Genomic DNA, 15,631 nt, shown 5'->3' on the forward strand with positions numbered 1-15,631 from the left:
GACGTACTTCGCCTGGCCCGGCGGCACGTCGGCGAAGTGGATACCCCGCACCACCCCGCGCGCGGACACCGACAGGTTGCCCTGCGCCAGCCGCAACGGGTGACCGACCTCGGCCGCGAGGTGGTCGAACCGGTAGAACTCCAGGAACAGCCCACGGGGATCGCCGTGCCGCACCGGGGTGATCTCCCAGGCACCGGCGATCGACAGCTGTCGGTACTTCACGTGTGCGGCCCCACCCGTCATGACGTCGTTGTACTGCTCGGTCGGCTCATCGCTACGCGCCGCTCAGCGTTCCCAGTCCAGCAGCTGGATCAGGTACTCGCCGTAACCGCTCTTGCGCAACGGCTCGGCGAGGGCGCACAGCTGTGCGTCGTCGATGAAGCCCGCGCGCCACACGACCTCCTCCACGCAACCGATCTTGAGGCCCTGCCGCTCCTCGATCACGCGGACGAACTCGGCGGCCTGGACCATCGTGTTGAACGTACCGGTGTCCAGCCACGCGGTGCCGCGGTCCAGGATCGCCACGTGCAGCTCGTCGCGCTCCAGGTAGGCGGCGTTGACCGCGGTGATCTCCAGCTCGCCCCGGTCGCTGGGTTTGAGCTCGCGGGCGATCTGGATCACCCGGTTGTCGTAGAAGTACAGGCCGGGCACCGCGTAGCGCGACTTCGGCCGGGCCGGCTTCTCCTCGATCGACAGCACCTTGCCGTCGACGTCGAACTCCACGACGCCGTAGTCCTGCGGGTTGGCCACCGGGTAGGCGAAGACCCGCCCGCCCTTGAGCTCGCCGTTGTCGGAGAGGCGCTGGCTGAGCTGCGCGCCGTGGAAGATGTTGTCGCCGAGCACCAGCGCGACGCTGTCGTCGCCGATGAAGTCGGCGCCGATGATGAACGCCTGGGCCAGACCCTCGGGGCGTGGTTGCGCCGCGTAACTGATCTCGAGGCCCCACTGGGTGCCGTCACCGAGCAGGCGCTGGAACTGGTCCTGGTCCTCCGGGGTGGTGATGACGAGGATCTCCCGGATCCCGGCCATCACCAGCGTGGTGAGCGGGTAGTAGATCATGGGCTTGTCGAAGACGGGCATGAGCTGCTTCGACACCGCTTTCGTCAGCGGCCAGAGGCGGGAGCCGGTGCCACCGGCGAGGATGATGCCACGCACCCGGCCACCTTACGGGTAGCGCGCACCCTGGGTCGACTCAGCATCCATCGTGGTGCACTAGACTCCCGTACCCGTGAGAATCCTCGTCACCGGCGGTGCCGGGTTCATCGGCTCCCATTACGTGCGCACCCTCCTCGGAGGCGGTTACCCGGCGCACGCCGGCGCGGCCGTGACCGTGCTCGACAAGCTCACCTATTCCGGCAACCGGGACAATCTGGCGCCCGTGGCCGGCGACCCCGCCCTCACCTTCGTCGAGGGCGACATCTGCGACACCGACCTGGTCGAGCAGCTCATGCCCGGGCACGACGCGGTCGTGCACTTCGCGGCCGAGTCGCACGTCGACCGCTCGATCCTGGGCGCGGGGCCGTTCGTCACGACCAACGTCATCGGCACCCAGGTCCTGCTCGACGCGGCGCGGCGGGCCGGCGTGGGGCGCTTCCTGCACGTGTCGACCGACGAGGTGTACGGCTCGATCGACGAGGGCTCGTGGACCGAGGAATGGCCGCTGCAGCCCAACTCCCCCTACTCGGCCTCGAAGGCCGCCTCGGACCTGCTGGTGCTGGCCTACCACCGCACCCACGGCATGGAGGTCGTCGTCACCCGCTGCTCCAACAACTACGGGCATTACCAGTTTCCTGAAAAGGTCATCCCGTTGTTCGTCACGAACCTCATCGACGGCCAGCAGGTGCCGCTGTACGGCGACGGCGGCAACATCCGCGACTGGCTGCACGTCTCCGACCACTGCGCCGGCATCCAGCTCGCCCTGGAGAAGGGCCGCGCCGGCGAGGTGTACAACATCGGCGGCGGCCGGGAGCTCACCAACCGGGAGCTCACCGAGGTGCTGCTCGCGGCGACCGGCCGGGACTGGTCCGCGGTGCGCCACGTCGAGGACCGCAAGGGCCACGACCGGCGGTACTCGCTGAGCCACGAGAAGATCAGCAACGAGCTGGGCTACGCGCCCGCCGTCACCTTCGAGGACGGCATCGCGGCGACGGTGGCCTGGTACAAGGAGAACCGCTCCTGGTGGGAGCCCCTGAAGACGCGCGCGGCCCTGTGACGCGCTACCTGGTCACCGGCGCGGGCGGGATGCTCGGCCAGGACCTCCTCGCGGCGCTGGACGGGCGCCCGGTGACCGCCCTGAAGCGCGCCGACCTGGACGTCACGGACGCCCCGGCGGTCGCCGAGGCGGTCGCCGGGCACGACGTCGTGCTCAACGCAGCGGCCTGGACCGACGTGGACGGCGCGGAGACGGCGTACCCCGCCGCCCTCGCGGTCAACGGCACCGGCGTGGCCGTGCTCGCCTCGGCGTGCCGCGACGCCGGCGCCCGGCTCGTGCACGTCTCGACCGACTACGTGTTCGACGGGGCGGGCACCTCCCCCTACCCGGAGGACGCGCCGACGGCGCCGCTGAACGCGTACGGGCGCAGCAAGCTCGCCGGCGAGCAGGCCGTGCTGTCCACGCTGCCCACCACCGGCTACGTGGTGCGCACCGCCTGGCTGTACGGCGCGGCCGGCCGCAACTTCGTCAAGACGATGCTGCGCCTCGCCGCCACCCGCGACTTCCTCGACGTCGTCGACGACCAGGCGGGCCAGCCGACCTGGTCGCGGGACCTGGCGCAGCGGCTCGTCGAGCTCGCCGACGCCGAAGCCCCCGCCGGGGTGTACCACGGCACCGCGTCGGGGCAGACCACGTGGCACGGGCTCGCCCAGGCGGTGTTCGCCCTCGCCGGGCTGGACCCCGCGCGGGTGCGCCGCACGACCAGCGCCGCGTACAAGACCCCGGCCGCCCGACCCTCCTACAGCGTGCTCGGCCACGACCGGTGGGCGGCCGCCGGGATGGCGCCGATGCGGGACTGGCATACCATGCTGACCGCGGCGCTGCACGACCCCGCGTTCGCAGCCGTCCTGGAGGGTGCAGGGTGAAACTCACCATCGTCACGGGGCTGACCGCACTGGCGGTCCTGGCCTTCATGGTGGAGCTGCTGCGCCGGCGGCAGCTGCAGGAGAAGTACGCGATCCTATGGCTCGCCGTCAGCATCGTCATCCTGCCGATGGCGTTCTTCCCGTTCATCACGGACGACCTGGCCGAGGCGATCGGGATCGCGTCCGGGGTCAGCCTCGTGCTGTTCCTCGGCATCGTCTTCCTGCTCCTGGTCACGGTGCACCTCAGCTGGGAGGTGAGCCGCCTGGAGGAGGAGACCCGCACCCTGGCCGAGGACCTGGCGCTGCTGCGCAGCGAGCTCGGCAACCCCCGCGACTCCTCCGCCGTGCCGGCGCCCACCACCGAGGTCCCCGATGATCAACGGTAAGAAGGTCCTGATCATCGTCCCGGCGTGGAACGAGGCCGACTCCATCGCCGACGTCGTCACCGAGGTGCACGGCGAGCTGCCCGGCGTCGACATCCTCGTGGTCGACGACGGCTCCTCCGACGACACCGCCCTGCGCGCCGCGTCGGCGGGCGCGATCGTGGCCCGGCTGCCGTTCAACCTGGGCGTCGGCGGAGCCATGCGCACCGGGTACCGGTACGCCCGCGACCATGGCTACGACGTCGCGATCCAGGTCGACGCGGACGGCCAGCACGACCCGCGCTACATCCCGAAGCTCGTCGACGCCCTCGACGAGCACGACCTGGTCATCGGCGCCCGGTTCGCCGGCGAGGGCGGATACCGCGTCACCGGCCCCCGCAAGTGGGCGATGCGGATGCTGTCGGCGGTGCTGTCCCGGCTGGCCCGCACGAAGCTCACCGACACCACCTCGGGGCACCGTGCCTGCAACCGCAAGCTGATCGAGTTCCTGGCGCACTGGTACCCGGCGGAGTACCTCGGCGACACGATCGAGGTGCTGGTGCGGGTCGCCCGGTCCGGCTACCGCATCACGCAGATCCCGGTGGCCATGCGCCCCCGCATGGCAGGCACCCCGAGCGCCTCGCCGATGAAGTCGACGATCTACCTGGGCCGCGCGGGCATCGTGCTGCTCCTGGCGCTGATCCGCACCTGAAGCCGGATATTCCGTGCCTTTTCACCGCCCTGTCCACCGCGGCTCCCTGACGGCCGCGGTGGTCAGGCGGCGGGGCGCAGCTGGGTGAGGGCGCGCAGGGCGTCGGTGAGGGAGATCGGGCGGTCGTTGAGCTCGGTGGCCAGACACCATTCGACATACTGCCGCATCAGCGTCGACGGCTTGACACCCTTGCTCTTGGCGACGGCGGCGAGCCGCTGGGCGACGTCGGACGGCAGCCGCATCGAGTAGACGGCCATGACCTCGGCGTCGGGCTTCGGGGGCAGGGCCGGCGGCGGCGCGTCCCGGTCGAACGTGAACTCCCCGGCGGCGACGGCCGCGACCATGGCGTCCATCTGCTGCTCGGTGAGCGGGTCGGTGTTCATGCTGCGCTCGCCTCCCACTTCTCGAACTCGGCGAGCTCGTCGGGGCTCAGGTCCCTCGCTCCGAGGATGCCCCAGCTGAACTGGCCTTCCTGCTTCACCACGACGATCAGCGGCCGTCCCGCGTCGGTGCGGGCCCAGATGCTGAGCGCCGGGATGCCGAGTGCGGAGCCCGGCAGGGGGCGCCGCCGTTCGGCGTTCAACGCCTGCAGCACCTCGGTGTCGGTGATCCCGACCAGCGCCGCGAGCGTTGCCGGCCACCAGCGGTACGGCATGCTCCCAATGTACGACGCGCGTCTGACATCCGTCCACCAGCGCCTGCCCTCACCGGCTCATGATCCCGAATGGTCTTGGCGGCCAGGGCTACCGGAACCATTCGGGATCATGGAGGAGGCGCGTGCTGGTCATCGGGGCAACCACGGCGCGACTTCGATCAACCACGCAAGATCACCAGCAGGCCAGCACCATCGCGCCGCCGCCGGACTCACCCGCCACCTGCGCCGCCACCTGGACGCCGACGTCACCCGATGACTGGCCGCCCGCCGGCTGGGCACGGCGCCAACTGCGGGCGCAGCGGCACTTGCGCGGCCCAGCCACATCTATGCCGGCAGAGAACCAGCTCGCCCAGGCACCGCTCACGCACGCCGGCACAGCGCAGCTCGCCCGGCCCCCGGCCACATCCAGGCAATCTGCACGGCTCGCACAGGCAGAGCATCGCACGGCCGCACACCCGCCACGGCCACACACCCGCCACGGCCACACACCCGCCACCGCGGCGCCAGCCGGCGACGCGGCGAGGCCGGGGGCAGCGTGTCGCCGCACCCCGGCCTCGGTGGTCCGTCCGCCCAGGCTCCCCCGAGCTCGCCCAGTGCTACTCCGCGGGCTTGTCGCCCTCGGCGGCCGCCTCGCCGGCGGTGTCGTCGCCGGCCGGGGCGGGGCCGCTGGCGTTGTCCGCGGGCGTGCTCGGCGACGCGGGCGGCTGGGGCTTGTCCTCCAGGCCCGCCTCGGGGTCGGCGGCCTTGGCCGGGTCCTCGAGGATGGCGGTGAGGGCGAGCCCCGTCAGGCGGCGGAACGTGCGGCCAGGGCGGCGCCGGTCGAGGACCGCGACCTCCAGCTGGTTGGCCGCCAGCTTGCGCGGCTGCCCGTTCTCGCCGCCGACGCTGCCCAGACCCTCGACCGCCAGCTTGAGCGCCTCAGCGAGCGTCTGGTCGGGCCGCAGCCGGCTCTTCACGGCGCCCGAGATGGTGTCGGACTGGCCGCCCATGGTGACCAGGCCGGGCTCGTCCTGCACGGAGCCGTCGTAGGTGATGCGGTAGAGCTCGTCGTCCTCGACGGTGGCGCCGACCTCGGCGACGCAGATCTCCACCTCGTACGGCTTCTGCTCCTGCGTGAAGATCGCCCCGAGGGTGCGGGCGTAGATGTTGGCGACCTGCCGGCCGGTGACGTCGCGGCGGCCGTAGGAGTAGCCGTGCAGGTCGGCGAGGCGGACCCCGGCCGAGCGCAGGTTCTCGAACTCGGGGTAGCGGCCGACGGCGGCGAAGCCGATCTTGTCGTAGATCTCGCTGACCTTGTGCAGGGCGGTCGACAGGTTCTCGGCGACGAAGAGCACGCCGCCCTCGTAGCTGAGCACCACGACGCTGCGACCACGCGCGATGCCCTTACGCGCGTATTCCGAGCGGTCCCGCATGATCTGCTCGGGCGAGGCGTAGAACTGCATTGCCACGGTGGCGGGTTCTCCTTCTGGCGTAGGTGAACTGCTGGCTCGGGGGGACTGGGAGGCTCAGGCGCCCGGGTTGTCGGCGCGCGCGGCGATGACCGTCTCGGCGACCGTGCGGATCTCCTCGTCGGTGTAGCGGTGGGTGCCTTCGACGGTCGCGGTCATGATGACGGGGAAGATGTTGCGCAGCAGGTCGGGCCCGCCGGTGGCGGTGTCGTCGTCGGCGGCGTCGTAGAGCGCCTCGACGGCGACCTTGACCGCGTCGGCGGTGGTGATGCCGGGCTTGTACCGCTTCTTCATCGACGACTTGGCGAACAGCGAACCCGAGCCGATCGAGTCGTAGCCGCGCTCCTCGTAGACGCCGCCGGCGACGTCGAAGCTGAAGATGCGCCCGGCCTTGTCGACGGACTTGGCGTCGACGTCGAACCCGGCGAACAGCGGCACCACAGCCAGGCCCTGCATGGCGGCGCCGAGGTTGTTGCGCACCATGGTGGCGAGGCGGTTGGCCTTGCCCTCCAGGGAGAGCATCGTGCCCTCGATCTTCTCGTAGTGCTCCAGCTCGACCTGGAACAGCCGCATCATCTCCAGCCCGAAGCCGGCGGTGCCGGCCATGCCGACCAGCGAATACGCGTCGGCGGCGAAGACCTTCTCGATGTCGCGCTGGGCGATGAGGTTGCCCATCGTGGCGCGCCGGTCGCCGCCCATGAGCACGCCGTCGGCGCAGGTGATCGCGACGATCGTGGTGGCGTGCGCGCTGACGTCGGCGGCCATCCCCGGTGGCAGCGGCCGGCGGCCCGGGAGCATCTCGGGGGCCACGGCCGACAGGAACTCGCTGAACGACGAGGTCCCCGCGGCGTGGAACGCGGCCGGCAGACGCCCAGAGTGGTCAAGACCCGTCGGCAACGGAGCTCCTCTCAGAAGGATGATCGACTGTAGTTGACCAAACAATACGCCCGTCGGCCCGGGATGCACCCGGACCGACGGGACCTTCTCAGTGACGGCTACTGGCCGCCCTTTTGCACGTATCCGCGGACGAACTCTTCGGCGTTCTCCTCGAGCACCGAGTCGATCTCGTCGAGGAGGTCGTCGACGTCCTCACCCAACTGCTCGACCCGCTCGGCTGTCTCCGGGTTCACCTCGGGCGCGGCGACGTCCTCTTCCTCGTCACGCCGGGACTTGCCGGATTGGGACTGCCCGCCCGTATCCCTCGTAGCCATGTCTCATCCTCCTCGGGGGGACCACCAAACAACCGCTGCATCGAACTTACCCGGAAGTGATCGCTTCCAGCAGATCCTTCGCGCTCGGGCATTTGTCGAACAGTGCACCGACGTGCTTCTTGGTCCCTCGTTCGGGCTCCATCATCGGCACTCTCACCAGCGACTCGCGGCCCACGTCGAAGATGACGGAGTCCCAGCTGGCGGCAACCACCTCGGCGGGGTATTTCGCCAGGCAACGCCCGCGGAAATAGGCACGGGTGTCGTCCGGCGGCTCGACGATCGCGCGCTGGATCTCGTCCTCGGTGAACAGCGTCGCCATCGAACCGCGCGCCACGAGCCGCTGGTAGAGGCCCTTCTCCGCGCGGACGTCGGAATACTGCAGGTCCACCAGCTGCAGCTTGTGCGACGACCAGCCCAGCGACTCGCGCTCCCGGTAACCCTCCAGCAGGCGCAGCTTGGCGACCCAGTCCAGCTCGCCGGCGCACAGCATCGGGTCGCGGCCGAGCCGGTCCAGCACGCTCTCCCAGCGCTCCAGCACGTCGGCGGTCTGCTCGTCGACGTCGGAGCCCTGCCGGGACTCCACATAGGCGCGGGCCCGCTCGTAGAACGCCCACTGGATGTCCAGCGCGCTGAGCCGCCGGCCGTCGCGCATCCGGATCAGGTGCTTGAGCGACGGGTCGTGGCTGACCGACTTGAGCTCGGTGACCGGATCGGCGATGCCGAGGTCGGACGGCAGCACCTTGTCCTCGATCATCGCCAGGATCAGCGACGTGGTGCCGACCTTGAGGTAGGTGGAGATCTCCGACAGGTTGGCGTCGCCGATGATGACGTGCAGCCGCCGGTACTTGTCGGCGTCGGAGTGCGGCTCGTCGCGGGTGTTGATGATCGGCCGCTTCAGCGTCGTCTCCAGGCCGACCTCCACCTCGAAGAAGTCGGCACGCTGGGAGATCTGGAAGCCGGGGCCGGAGCCGTCCTGCCCGATGCCGACCCGGCCCGCCCCGCACACGATCTGCCGGGTCACGAAGAACGGGGTGAGATGCATGACAATGTCGGCGAACGGCGTCTGCCGGCGCATGAGGTAGTTCTCGTGCGTGCCGTAGCTGGCGCCCTTGTTGTCGGTGTTGTTCTTGTACAGGTGGATCGGCAGCGTCCCCGGGATCGTCGCGGCCCGGCGGGACGCCTCAGCCATCACCCGCTCGCCGGCCTTGTCCCACAGCACGATGTCGCGCGGGTTGGTGCACTCGGGCGTGGAGTACTCAGGGTGGGCGTGGTCGACATAGAGCCGGGCGCCATTGGTCAGTATCACGTTGGCCAGGCCGAGGTCCTCGTCGGCCAGGGCCTCCGCCGGGTCGTAGAGGGCGCCGGAGTAGGTGAACCCGCGCGCGTCGCGCAGCGGGGACTCCTCCTCGTAGTCCCACCTGGCCCGGCCGCCCTTGGTGAGCTCGGGCCGGGCACCATAGGCGTTGACCACCTGGGATGACGTCACCATCGGGTTGGCTCCCGGCTGGCCGGGAACGGACACGCCGTATTCGACCTCGGTGCCCATCACGCGCCGCACACTCATGCCCACAACCCTAGTCGCAAGGTACGACAGTCTGCCTCCACCGCGGCGCGCCAGGTTTGCATGATGTCCGATTGTTGCGCAGTGGTCGCCGCCCGTAACATCCACGGATGCGGATCTGCGTGCCGTTCGAGGGTGCCGGCGCGGGTGAGGCGCCGCTGTCCTGGGGCCAGCAGGACATCTGGGCGTCCATGACCAGGTTCGGCGAGCAGCTGCCGCTCGGCGGGGCCGACCCGCTGCCGGACGGCACCGGCGTCGGGGACGTCGTCGGCGAGCTGCGCTACCTGATGAGCCGCTACCAGGTGCTGCGCACCCGTCTGCGGTTCGCCGCCGACGGCACGCCCCGGCAGGTCGTGGCGGCCGCCGGGCAGACCGTGCTGGAGGTCCTCGACGCCGACGAGCCGGAGGCCGCCGCCCAGGCCATGCTGCGGCGGTACCGCAGCGAACCCGTCGACTTCACCCGCGACTGGCCGCTGCGGATGGGCGTCGTACGGCACCGCGGCCGGCTCACCCACCTGTGCGCGGTGATCTGGCACCTCGCGATGGACCGCTCGGGCGCGGCGGTGATGCTGCGGGAGCTGGCCGCCAGGGTCCAGGGGCCGGTCACCGGGATGCAGCCCCTGGAGCAGGCCGGCTGGCAAGCCTCGGAGGCCGGCGCCCGGCAGAGCCGCAGCGCACTGCGGCACTGGGAGCGGGTGCTGCGGGCGATGCCGGCGCCGTGGCCGGTCCGGTCGCGGCGGCCGGAGCGGCCCCGGCACTGGAAGGGCCGCCTGGTCTCCCCCGCGATCCCCCTGGCCAGCCGGCTGCTGCTGGAACGCACCGGCGCCGACCCGGCCACGACTCTGCTCGCGGCGTTCGCGGTGGCGGTGCGCCGCTGCTCGGGCGTCGACCCGGTGCCGGTGCTGCTGGTCACCAGCAACCGCTTCCGCTCCGGACTGGCCGACGTCGTGGCGCCGGTCGCGCAGCCGGGCCTGTGCCTGGTCGAGGTCACCGACGCCGCGTTCGACAAGGTACTGGACGGCGCCCGGCGGGCCGCGACGGCGGCGTACAAGCACGCGTACTACGACACGGCGGGCAAGGAGTCCCTGATGGCCCGTATCGCCGAGGAGCGCGGGCCGCAGTTCCGGGTCGACTTCCACCTCAACGACCGGCGCGGGCCGCAGCCGCCGGCGGTGCGGGGGTCGCTGGCGCAGGCCCTCGCCCGCCGCACGCTGGACTGGACGCCGTTCAAGGACAGCCCGTCGAGCCGGGTGTTCGTGCACGCCGACGACACGGGGCGGGCGACGGTCCTGACGTGTTATGCCGACACGCACCACGTGTCCCTGGCGGAGGCGTCCGCGGTACTGACGACGCTCGAGTCGGTCCTGACCGACGCCGCGCTGCGGGCCGCCGGCGCGCCGCCCGGCTGAGCCGGACATGTTGACCTTGGACACTTCGACCGGTCAGGACCGGCACAATCGTCCAAGGTCAAAGTGGGCCCACGTCCGGCCACGGACCGGTCGCGGCCGCCGGGCCGCGTCGCGGCCGGCCACGGCCGCGGTGCGCGACTGCACGCGGACCTGGCAGGGAAGGCCGCCAAGGCCTGACCGGTGACTGGCGGGAGCGACGGTCCGGACCACCGCGGACCCGAGCCATGACCTTGTGACGCACGCGAAGCGGGCGGCGGCCCTGAGGCCACCGCCCGCCCGTGTCGCGGTCCTACAGATATTGGCCGGTGTTGGTGGCGGTCTCTATCGACCGGCCGGCCTCCGCGCCCTTGCCGCCGGAGACGAGCGTGCGGATGTAGACGATCCGCTCGCCCTTCTTGCCGGAGATGCGGGCCCAGTCGTCGGGGTTGGTGGTGTTGGGAAGGTCCTCGTTCTCGCGGAACTCGTCAACGCAGGAGTCGAGCAGGTGCTGGAGGCGCATGCCCTTCTGGCCGTTGCTGAGGAAGTCCTTGATCGCCATCTTCTTGGCCCGGTCGACGATGTTCTGGATCATCGCGCCGGAGTTGAAGTCCTTGAAGTACAGGACCTCCTTGTCGCCGTTGGCGTAGGTCACCTCGAGGAAGCGGTTCTCCTCGGTCTCGGAGTACATCCGCAGCACCACCGCGTCGATCATCGCCGCGACCGTCGCCTCGGGCGAGTTGTCGTGCTCGGCGATGTCGTCCTTGTGCAGCGGCACCGTGGTAAGGATGTACTTGGAGAAGATGTCCTTCGCCGCCTCGGCGTCCGGACGCTCGATCTTGATCTTCACGTCGAGCCGGCCGGGGCGCAGGATGGCCGGGTCGATCATGTCTTCCCGGTTGGATGCGCCGATGACGATCACGTTCTCGAGGCCCTCGACGCCGTCGATCTCGCTCAGCAGCTGAGGCACGATCGTGTTCTCGACGTCGGAGGAGACCCCCGAGCCACGCGTGCGGAACACCGAGTCCATCTCGTCGAAGAACACGATGACCGGAGTGCCCTCGCTCGCCTTCTCACGGGCACGCTGGAAGATCAGCCGGATGTGCCGCTCGGTCTCGCCGACATACTTGTTGAGCAGCTCGGGACCCTTGATGTTGAGGAAGTAGCTGGTCTTGCGCTCCTCACCGCGCCGCTCGGCGATCTTCTTCGCCAGCGAGTTGGCGACCGCCTTGGCGATCAGCGTCTTGCCACAGCCGGGAGGGCCGTAGAGCAGGACGCCTTTCGGCGGGCGCAGCAGGTGCTCGCGGAACAGCTCCGCGTGCAGGAATGGCAGCTCCACGGCGTCGCGGATCTGCTCGATCTGCGAGAAGAGGCCGCCGATGTCGGTGTAGTCGACGTCGGGCACCTCCTCCAGCACCAGCTCCTCGACCTCGCTCTTCGGGATCCGCTCATACGCATACGCAGAGCGGGGCTCGATCATGAGCGAGTCACCGGCGCGCAGGGGCGCGTCGGCGAGGGTTTCGGCCAGGTGGACGATCCGCTCCTCGTCGGCGTGCGAGATGACGAGGGCGCGGTCACCACCTTCCAGGATCTCCTTGAGCATGACGACCTCGCCGGCCCGCTCGAACCCGAGCGCGTCGACGATGTTCAGGGCGTCGTTGAGCAGGACCTCCTGGCCTCGGCGCAGCTCCTCGACCTCGATGGCCGGGGACACCGCGACGCGCAGCTTGCGCCCGCCGGTGAAGACGTCGACAGAGCCGTCTTCGTGGCGGGCGAGGAAGACGCCGTAACCGCTCGGCGGCTGCGCCAGGCGGTCAACTTCCTCCTTCAGCGTCACGATCTGGGCGCGGGCCTCCTTGAGGGTGGCCACGAGCCGCTCGTTGTTTTCGGTCAGCCGGGCAATCTGCGCCTGCGCTGCGGCGAGCCGCTCCTCGAGCTGTCGCACGTGTCGCGGGGTTTCCGTCAGCTTGCGCCGCACCAGGGCGAGTTCCTCCTGGAGGAAAGCGACCTGCGTGGAGAGATCGTGGGCGTCCTTCTCCCATCGTGCGGCGCGCGTCTCCGCGTCGTCGCTGCGTGCCACGTCCCACCTCCCCGGGGGCTTTGAACGTTGTGCTCTAACACTAACCGCTGTTCGCCGGTCTGGGCCCCTTCGAACCCGTGCGCCACAGGGCTTTTACAAATCCTGCGGCCTGGAGGCACTTTCCACCAGCCCTGTAATGTTGCGGCGTGAGCGCTCTTGAGGTGTGGGTTGACCAGGACCTGTGCACTGGCGACGGGCTGTGCGTGCAGTATGCCCCCGAGATCTTCGAGTTCGACGTCGATGGCCTGGCGTATGTGAAGCGCCCCGACGGTGAGCTCCTGCTGGCCCCGGGCAGCCGCGTCGACGTGCCCGAACACCTGCGGCTCGAGGTCATCGACGCCGCCAAGGAGTGCCCCGGCGACTGCATCCACGTGCACCGGGCGGCCGACGACGTGCCGGTCGCCGGGCCCAACGCCGACTGATTCGTCACAGCATCGGTTTACCCACGAGAGAAGAGACGAGTCGGGCAAACTCCTCCAAACGGGCGATCTGTCCGGCACCACCGTCGTCGAGGGTCTTGCCGAAGCGCAGCGCGTCGTGCCGGATCACCGAGCCGGCCTCCTCCGCGGCGACGTTCGCCTCGTCGAGCGAGGTCAGCAGCAGGTACACGTCGACGCTGTCGACCCGGGCGTGCCCGTTGGGGTTGCGGCTGAGCCGCCGGCGGCAGCCGACCTCGGTCACCGCGGACAGCGCCACCACCCGCAGCGACGACGTCATCGAACCCGGCGGCGCCTCCTCCGGCGGGATGTCCTCGCCGTGCCACAGGATGAGCCGGGTGCCGTCGCAGACGACGACCTCCTGCCACACCCCGTTGACGTCGTTGACGAACCGCTCGAGGGTGAAACCGAGCACACTCTGCCCGCGCAGCACCCCGGCCATCGCGTCCAGGGCGATGTCCGGGTCGCGCAGGTACGCCCTGGCCGCCGACTCGAGGTCCGGATAGGGCGACCAGTCCGGAAAAACGGCAGGTAGGTCACTGAAGCTCGGACGGCTCATCCTTTGCCTCCTCCTCCCGTGCGACCGCGGCGGCCGCCAGCCGCCGCGCCGCGTACGCCTCGGCGCCCTTGCTCGGCTTGCGCCGCCGCGGCGGCGCCGTCACCCCCGGTGCCAGCTTGCGGGCACTGACCAGGAACGCCGTGTGCGCGATCATCCGGTGATCGGGCCGCACCGCGAGTCCCTCGACGTGCCAGTCGCGCACCAGGCTCTCCCACGCGCGGGGCTCGGTGTAGCCACCGTCCTCGCGCAACGCCTCCACCAGCTCCGACAGCTGAGGCGTGGTCGCCACGTATCCGATGAACACCCCGCCGGGGATCAGCGCCCGGGACACGAGCGGCAGGATCTCCCACGGGGTCAGCATGTCTAGGATTATCCGATCAAAACCGACATCTTCGCAGCCCGCTACGTCACCTACCCGCAAGGTCCACCCCTGCACGGGGCCGCCGAGGAAGGCCTCGACGTTGCGCCGGGCGATCGCCGCGAAGTCCTCGCGCATCTCGTACGACGTCACGCTGCCGGTCGGACCGACCGCCCGCAGCAGCGAGCACGTCAGCGCGCCGGAGCCCGCGCCGGCCTCCAGGACCCGGGCACCGGGGAAGATGTCGCCCATCGCGACGATCTGCGCGGCGTCCTTCGGGTAGATGACCTGCGCGCCGCGCGGCATGGACAGCACGTAGTCCGACAGCAGCGGCCGCAGCGCCAGATACGCGGTGCCCCCGGCCGACGTGACCACGCTGCCGTCGGGCGCGCCGATCAGGTTGTCGTGCGGCAGCGCCCCGCGGTGGGTGTGGAACTCCTTGCCCGGCTCGAGCACGATCGTGTGCATCCGGCCCTTGGGGTCGGTCAACTGGACCCGGTCGCCCGGTTGGAACGGTCCCCTGCGGGTCGCTGGCAGGTCGAGGGACACAGTCACGTGCGATTCCTTCTGGTGGGCCGGCCGTCGGACCGGCGTGTTTCGACGAGCGAGAGCAACTCGGCGCCGCGCAGGACGCCGTGCACATCCTCGCCCGTGACCACCAGGTAGTCGCCGCCCGGGTCGTCACGGATGGCGTGCAGCAGGTCGGTGCCCCTCAGATCGCCTGGTAGGACGTGGTGCTCGTCCAGCCGGCGGGTGACGTCGCCCACGGGTACCCACGGCCGGCGCTCCGGCGGGACCGCCCGCGCCGACGCGCCGTGCACGAACCCGACCATCGCCCCGGCGCCGTCGACCACCGCCAGATGCTGCTTCAGGTCGGCCGCGATCCGCTCCGCCTCGGCGAGCGGGGTGGTGGCCGTGACCGGCACGATCGGCCTGGCCAGCTCCTTGGCGTTGAACGGCGGCAGGCTCGCGGCGACCTTGCCGTGCCGGATCGCCTGGCTCGCGCCCACCCACATCGTGACGGCGACCAGCAGCGTGAAGATCAGGCCGAACAACCGGTCAAGGACGCCCTGGAAGTACAGGACGACCACGATGGTGGCGGTGGCGACCGCGACCAGCCGCCCCGACCAGCCGGCGACACGGCGGCCGAGGTTGGGGTCGCCGGTGAGCTTCCACACCAGGGCCTGCAGCGCCCGGCCGCCGTCCAGCGGCAGCCCCGGCAGCGCGTTGAACACGGCGACCACGATGTTGCTCAGCGCCAGCTGGAACGCGAACGTCTCGGCGATCCCGCCGGGCGGCAGGACCAGCGCGGCGGCGCCGGACGCCAGCCCGAGCAGCAGCGACACGACCGGTCCGGCGAGCGACACGAACAGCTCCACGCCGGGCCGCGGCGCCTCCCGCTCCATCTCGGTGTACCCACCGAGCATCTCCAGCGTGATGCCGCTCACACCGATGCCGGACTGCCGGCTGGTGATCGCGTGACCGAGCTCATGCAGCAGCACCGACACCAGCAGGCACACCACGAACCCGAACCCGACGGCGAGCCCGGTGGTCACCGGCAGCTCCCGCCGGGAGGTGAGGAACTGGCCATATGTCAGCGTGATCAGCGCGGCGAGCAGCAGCCAGGACGGGGCGAGATAGATCGGGACGCCGAGCAGCCGCCCCAGCGGGATCCCGGAGCCGCGCTCGGGCGGCCGGGTCCGGGCAGCCGACGACGCCGACGCGGGTGCCGAGCGGTAGTCGTCCATTGCCCATGATGCTACGGGTACCGCCCGCCAAGGTGAC

General features: G+C 70.5%; 18 protein-coding genes. 6 read left to right on the forward strand and 12 right to left on the reverse strand.

The features are described from left to right. The coding region (locus tag AB0H83_RS22965; protein WP_360097369.1) for a dTDP-4-dehydrorhamnose 3,5-epimerase family protein at window positions 1–222 on the reverse strand (222 nt) is incomplete at its 3' end. A gap of 63 nt (window positions 223–285) precedes the next feature. After that, window positions 286–1,155: a glucose-1-phosphate thymidylyltransferase RfbA gene (rfbA, locus tag AB0H83_RS22970; protein ID WP_360097372.1), complete on the reverse strand. Its 870-nt coding sequence runs from the start codon at window positions 1,153–1,155 to the stop codon at window positions 286–288. Window positions 1,156–1,228: 73 nt separating this feature from the next. Here rfbA and rfbB point away from each other — a divergent pair, with 73 nt between their 5' ends. The 4 genes from rfbB to AB0H83_RS22990 are packed head-to-tail and all read left to right on the forward strand — an operon-like array spanning window position 1,229 to window position 4,152. Then, window positions 1,229–2,212 carry a dTDP-glucose 4,6-dehydratase gene (gene rfbB / locus AB0H83_RS22975; protein WP_360097375.1) on the forward strand — a complete coding sequence of 328 codons (984 nt, stop codon included), beginning with the start codon at window positions 1,229–1,231 and terminating at the stop codon, window positions 2,210–2,212. A gap of 29 nt (window positions 2,213–2,241) precedes the next feature. After that, window positions 2,242–3,078: a dTDP-4-dehydrorhamnose reductase gene (gene rfbD / locus AB0H83_RS22980; RefSeq protein ID WP_360097732.1), complete on the forward strand. Its 837-nt coding sequence runs from the start codon at window positions 2,242–2,244 to the stop codon at window positions 3,076–3,078. Continuing rightward, window positions 3,075–3,464, forward strand: a complete 390-nt coding sequence (locus AB0H83_RS22985; RefSeq protein ID WP_360097378.1) for a DUF2304 domain-containing protein — start codon at window positions 3,075–3,077, stop codon at window positions 3,462–3,464. Before rfbD ends, AB0H83_RS22985 begins: the two co-directional genes overlap by 4 nt. Continuing rightward, window positions 3,451–4,152 (forward strand): glycosyltransferase family 2 protein, encoded by a 702-nt coding sequence (locus AB0H83_RS22990; RefSeq protein WP_360097381.1) that lies wholly within the window; start codon window positions 3,451–3,453, stop codon window positions 4,150–4,152. The genes AB0H83_RS22985 and AB0H83_RS22990 overlap by 14 nt, the downstream gene beginning before the upstream one ends. Before the next feature lie 62 nt (window positions 4,153–4,214). On the opposite strand, the gene AB0H83_RS22995 is transcribed toward AB0H83_RS22990, so the two are convergent. The 6 genes from AB0H83_RS22995 to dop all read right to left on the reverse strand — a co-directional run bounded on the left by AB0H83_RS22995 (window position 4,215) and on the right by dop (window position 9,030). Then, window positions 4,215–4,535, reverse strand: coding sequence for a hypothetical protein (locus AB0H83_RS22995; RefSeq protein ID WP_360097384.1), 321 nt, complete (start codon window positions 4,533–4,535; stop codon window positions 4,215–4,217). After that, window positions 4,532–4,807 (reverse strand): hypothetical protein, encoded by a 276-nt coding sequence (locus AB0H83_RS23000; protein ID WP_360097387.1) that lies wholly within the window; start codon window positions 4,805–4,807, stop codon window positions 4,532–4,534. The genes AB0H83_RS22995 and AB0H83_RS23000 overlap by 4 nt, the downstream gene beginning before the upstream one ends. A 596-nt stretch (window positions 4,808–5,403) precedes the next feature. Beyond that, entirely contained in the window at window positions 5,404–6,255 is an 852-nt protein-coding gene (gene prcA, locus AB0H83_RS23005; protein ID WP_360097390.1) for a proteasome subunit alpha, read from the reverse strand. A gap of 57 nt (window positions 6,256–6,312) precedes the next feature. Beyond that, window positions 6,313–7,152: a proteasome subunit beta gene (gene prcB, locus AB0H83_RS23010; protein WP_360097393.1), complete on the reverse strand. Its 840-nt coding sequence runs from the start codon at window positions 7,150–7,152 to the stop codon at window positions 6,313–6,315. Window positions 7,153–7,250: 98 nt separating this feature from the next. Then, on the reverse strand, window positions 7,251–7,466 hold the full coding sequence (locus AB0H83_RS23015) for a ubiquitin-like protein Pup (RefSeq protein WP_033362892.1): 216 nt from the start codon (window positions 7,464–7,466) through the stop codon (window positions 7,251–7,253). A gap of 46 nt (window positions 7,467–7,512) precedes the next feature. Further along, window positions 7,513–9,030: a depupylase/deamidase Dop gene (gene dop, locus AB0H83_RS23020; RefSeq protein WP_360097396.1), complete on the reverse strand. Its 1,518-nt coding sequence runs from the start codon at window positions 9,028–9,030 to the stop codon at window positions 7,513–7,515. Window positions 9,031–9,137: 107 nt separating this feature from the next. Here dop and AB0H83_RS23025 point away from each other — a divergent pair, with 107 nt between their 5' ends. Continuing rightward, a complete protein-coding gene (locus tag AB0H83_RS23025) occupies window positions 9,138–10,436 on the forward strand; it encodes a condensation domain-containing protein (protein WP_360097399.1) in 1,299 nt (432 codons plus the stop codon). A gap of 289 nt (window positions 10,437–10,725) precedes the next feature. Here the strand turns inward: AB0H83_RS23025 and arc are convergent, their stop codons facing one another. Then, entirely contained in the window at window positions 10,726–12,492 is a 1,767-nt protein-coding gene (arc, locus tag AB0H83_RS23030) for a proteasome ATPase (RefSeq protein ID WP_360097402.1), read from the reverse strand. A gap of 146 nt (window positions 12,493–12,638) precedes the next feature. Between arc and AB0H83_RS23035 the strand changes: the two genes are divergently transcribed. Beyond that, window positions 12,639–12,914, forward strand: coding sequence for a ferredoxin (locus AB0H83_RS23035; RefSeq protein ID WP_360097405.1), 276 nt, complete (start codon window positions 12,639–12,641; stop codon window positions 12,912–12,914). Window positions 12,915–12,918: 4 nt separating this feature from the next. Here AB0H83_RS23035 and AB0H83_RS23040 read toward each other — a convergent pair whose 3' ends face one another. The 3 genes from AB0H83_RS23040 to AB0H83_RS23050 are packed head-to-tail and all read right to left on the reverse strand — an operon-like array spanning window position 12,919 to window position 15,594. Further along, a complete protein-coding gene (locus tag AB0H83_RS23040) occupies window positions 12,919–13,488 on the reverse strand; it encodes a hypothetical protein (RefSeq protein WP_033362888.1) in 570 nt (189 codons plus the stop codon). Then, on the reverse strand, window positions 13,466–14,401 hold the full coding sequence (locus AB0H83_RS23045) for a tRNA (adenine-N1)-methyltransferase (RefSeq protein ID WP_360097408.1): 936 nt from the start codon (window positions 14,399–14,401) through the stop codon (window positions 13,466–13,468). The genes AB0H83_RS23040 and AB0H83_RS23045 overlap by 23 nt, the downstream gene beginning before the upstream one ends. Further along, window positions 14,398–15,594: a site-2 protease family protein gene (locus AB0H83_RS23050; protein WP_360097411.1), complete on the reverse strand. Its 1,197-nt coding sequence runs from the start codon at window positions 15,592–15,594 to the stop codon at window positions 14,398–14,400. Before AB0H83_RS23050 ends, AB0H83_RS23045 begins: the two co-directional genes overlap by 4 nt. Window positions 15,595–15,631 lie beyond the last annotated feature (37 nt).

The sequence above is a fragment of the Dactylosporangium sp. NPDC050688 genome (assembly GCF_040654515.1).
In the GTDB taxonomy this organism is placed as follows: Bacteria; Actinomycetota; Actinomycetes; order Mycobacteriales; family Micromonosporaceae; genus Dactylosporangium.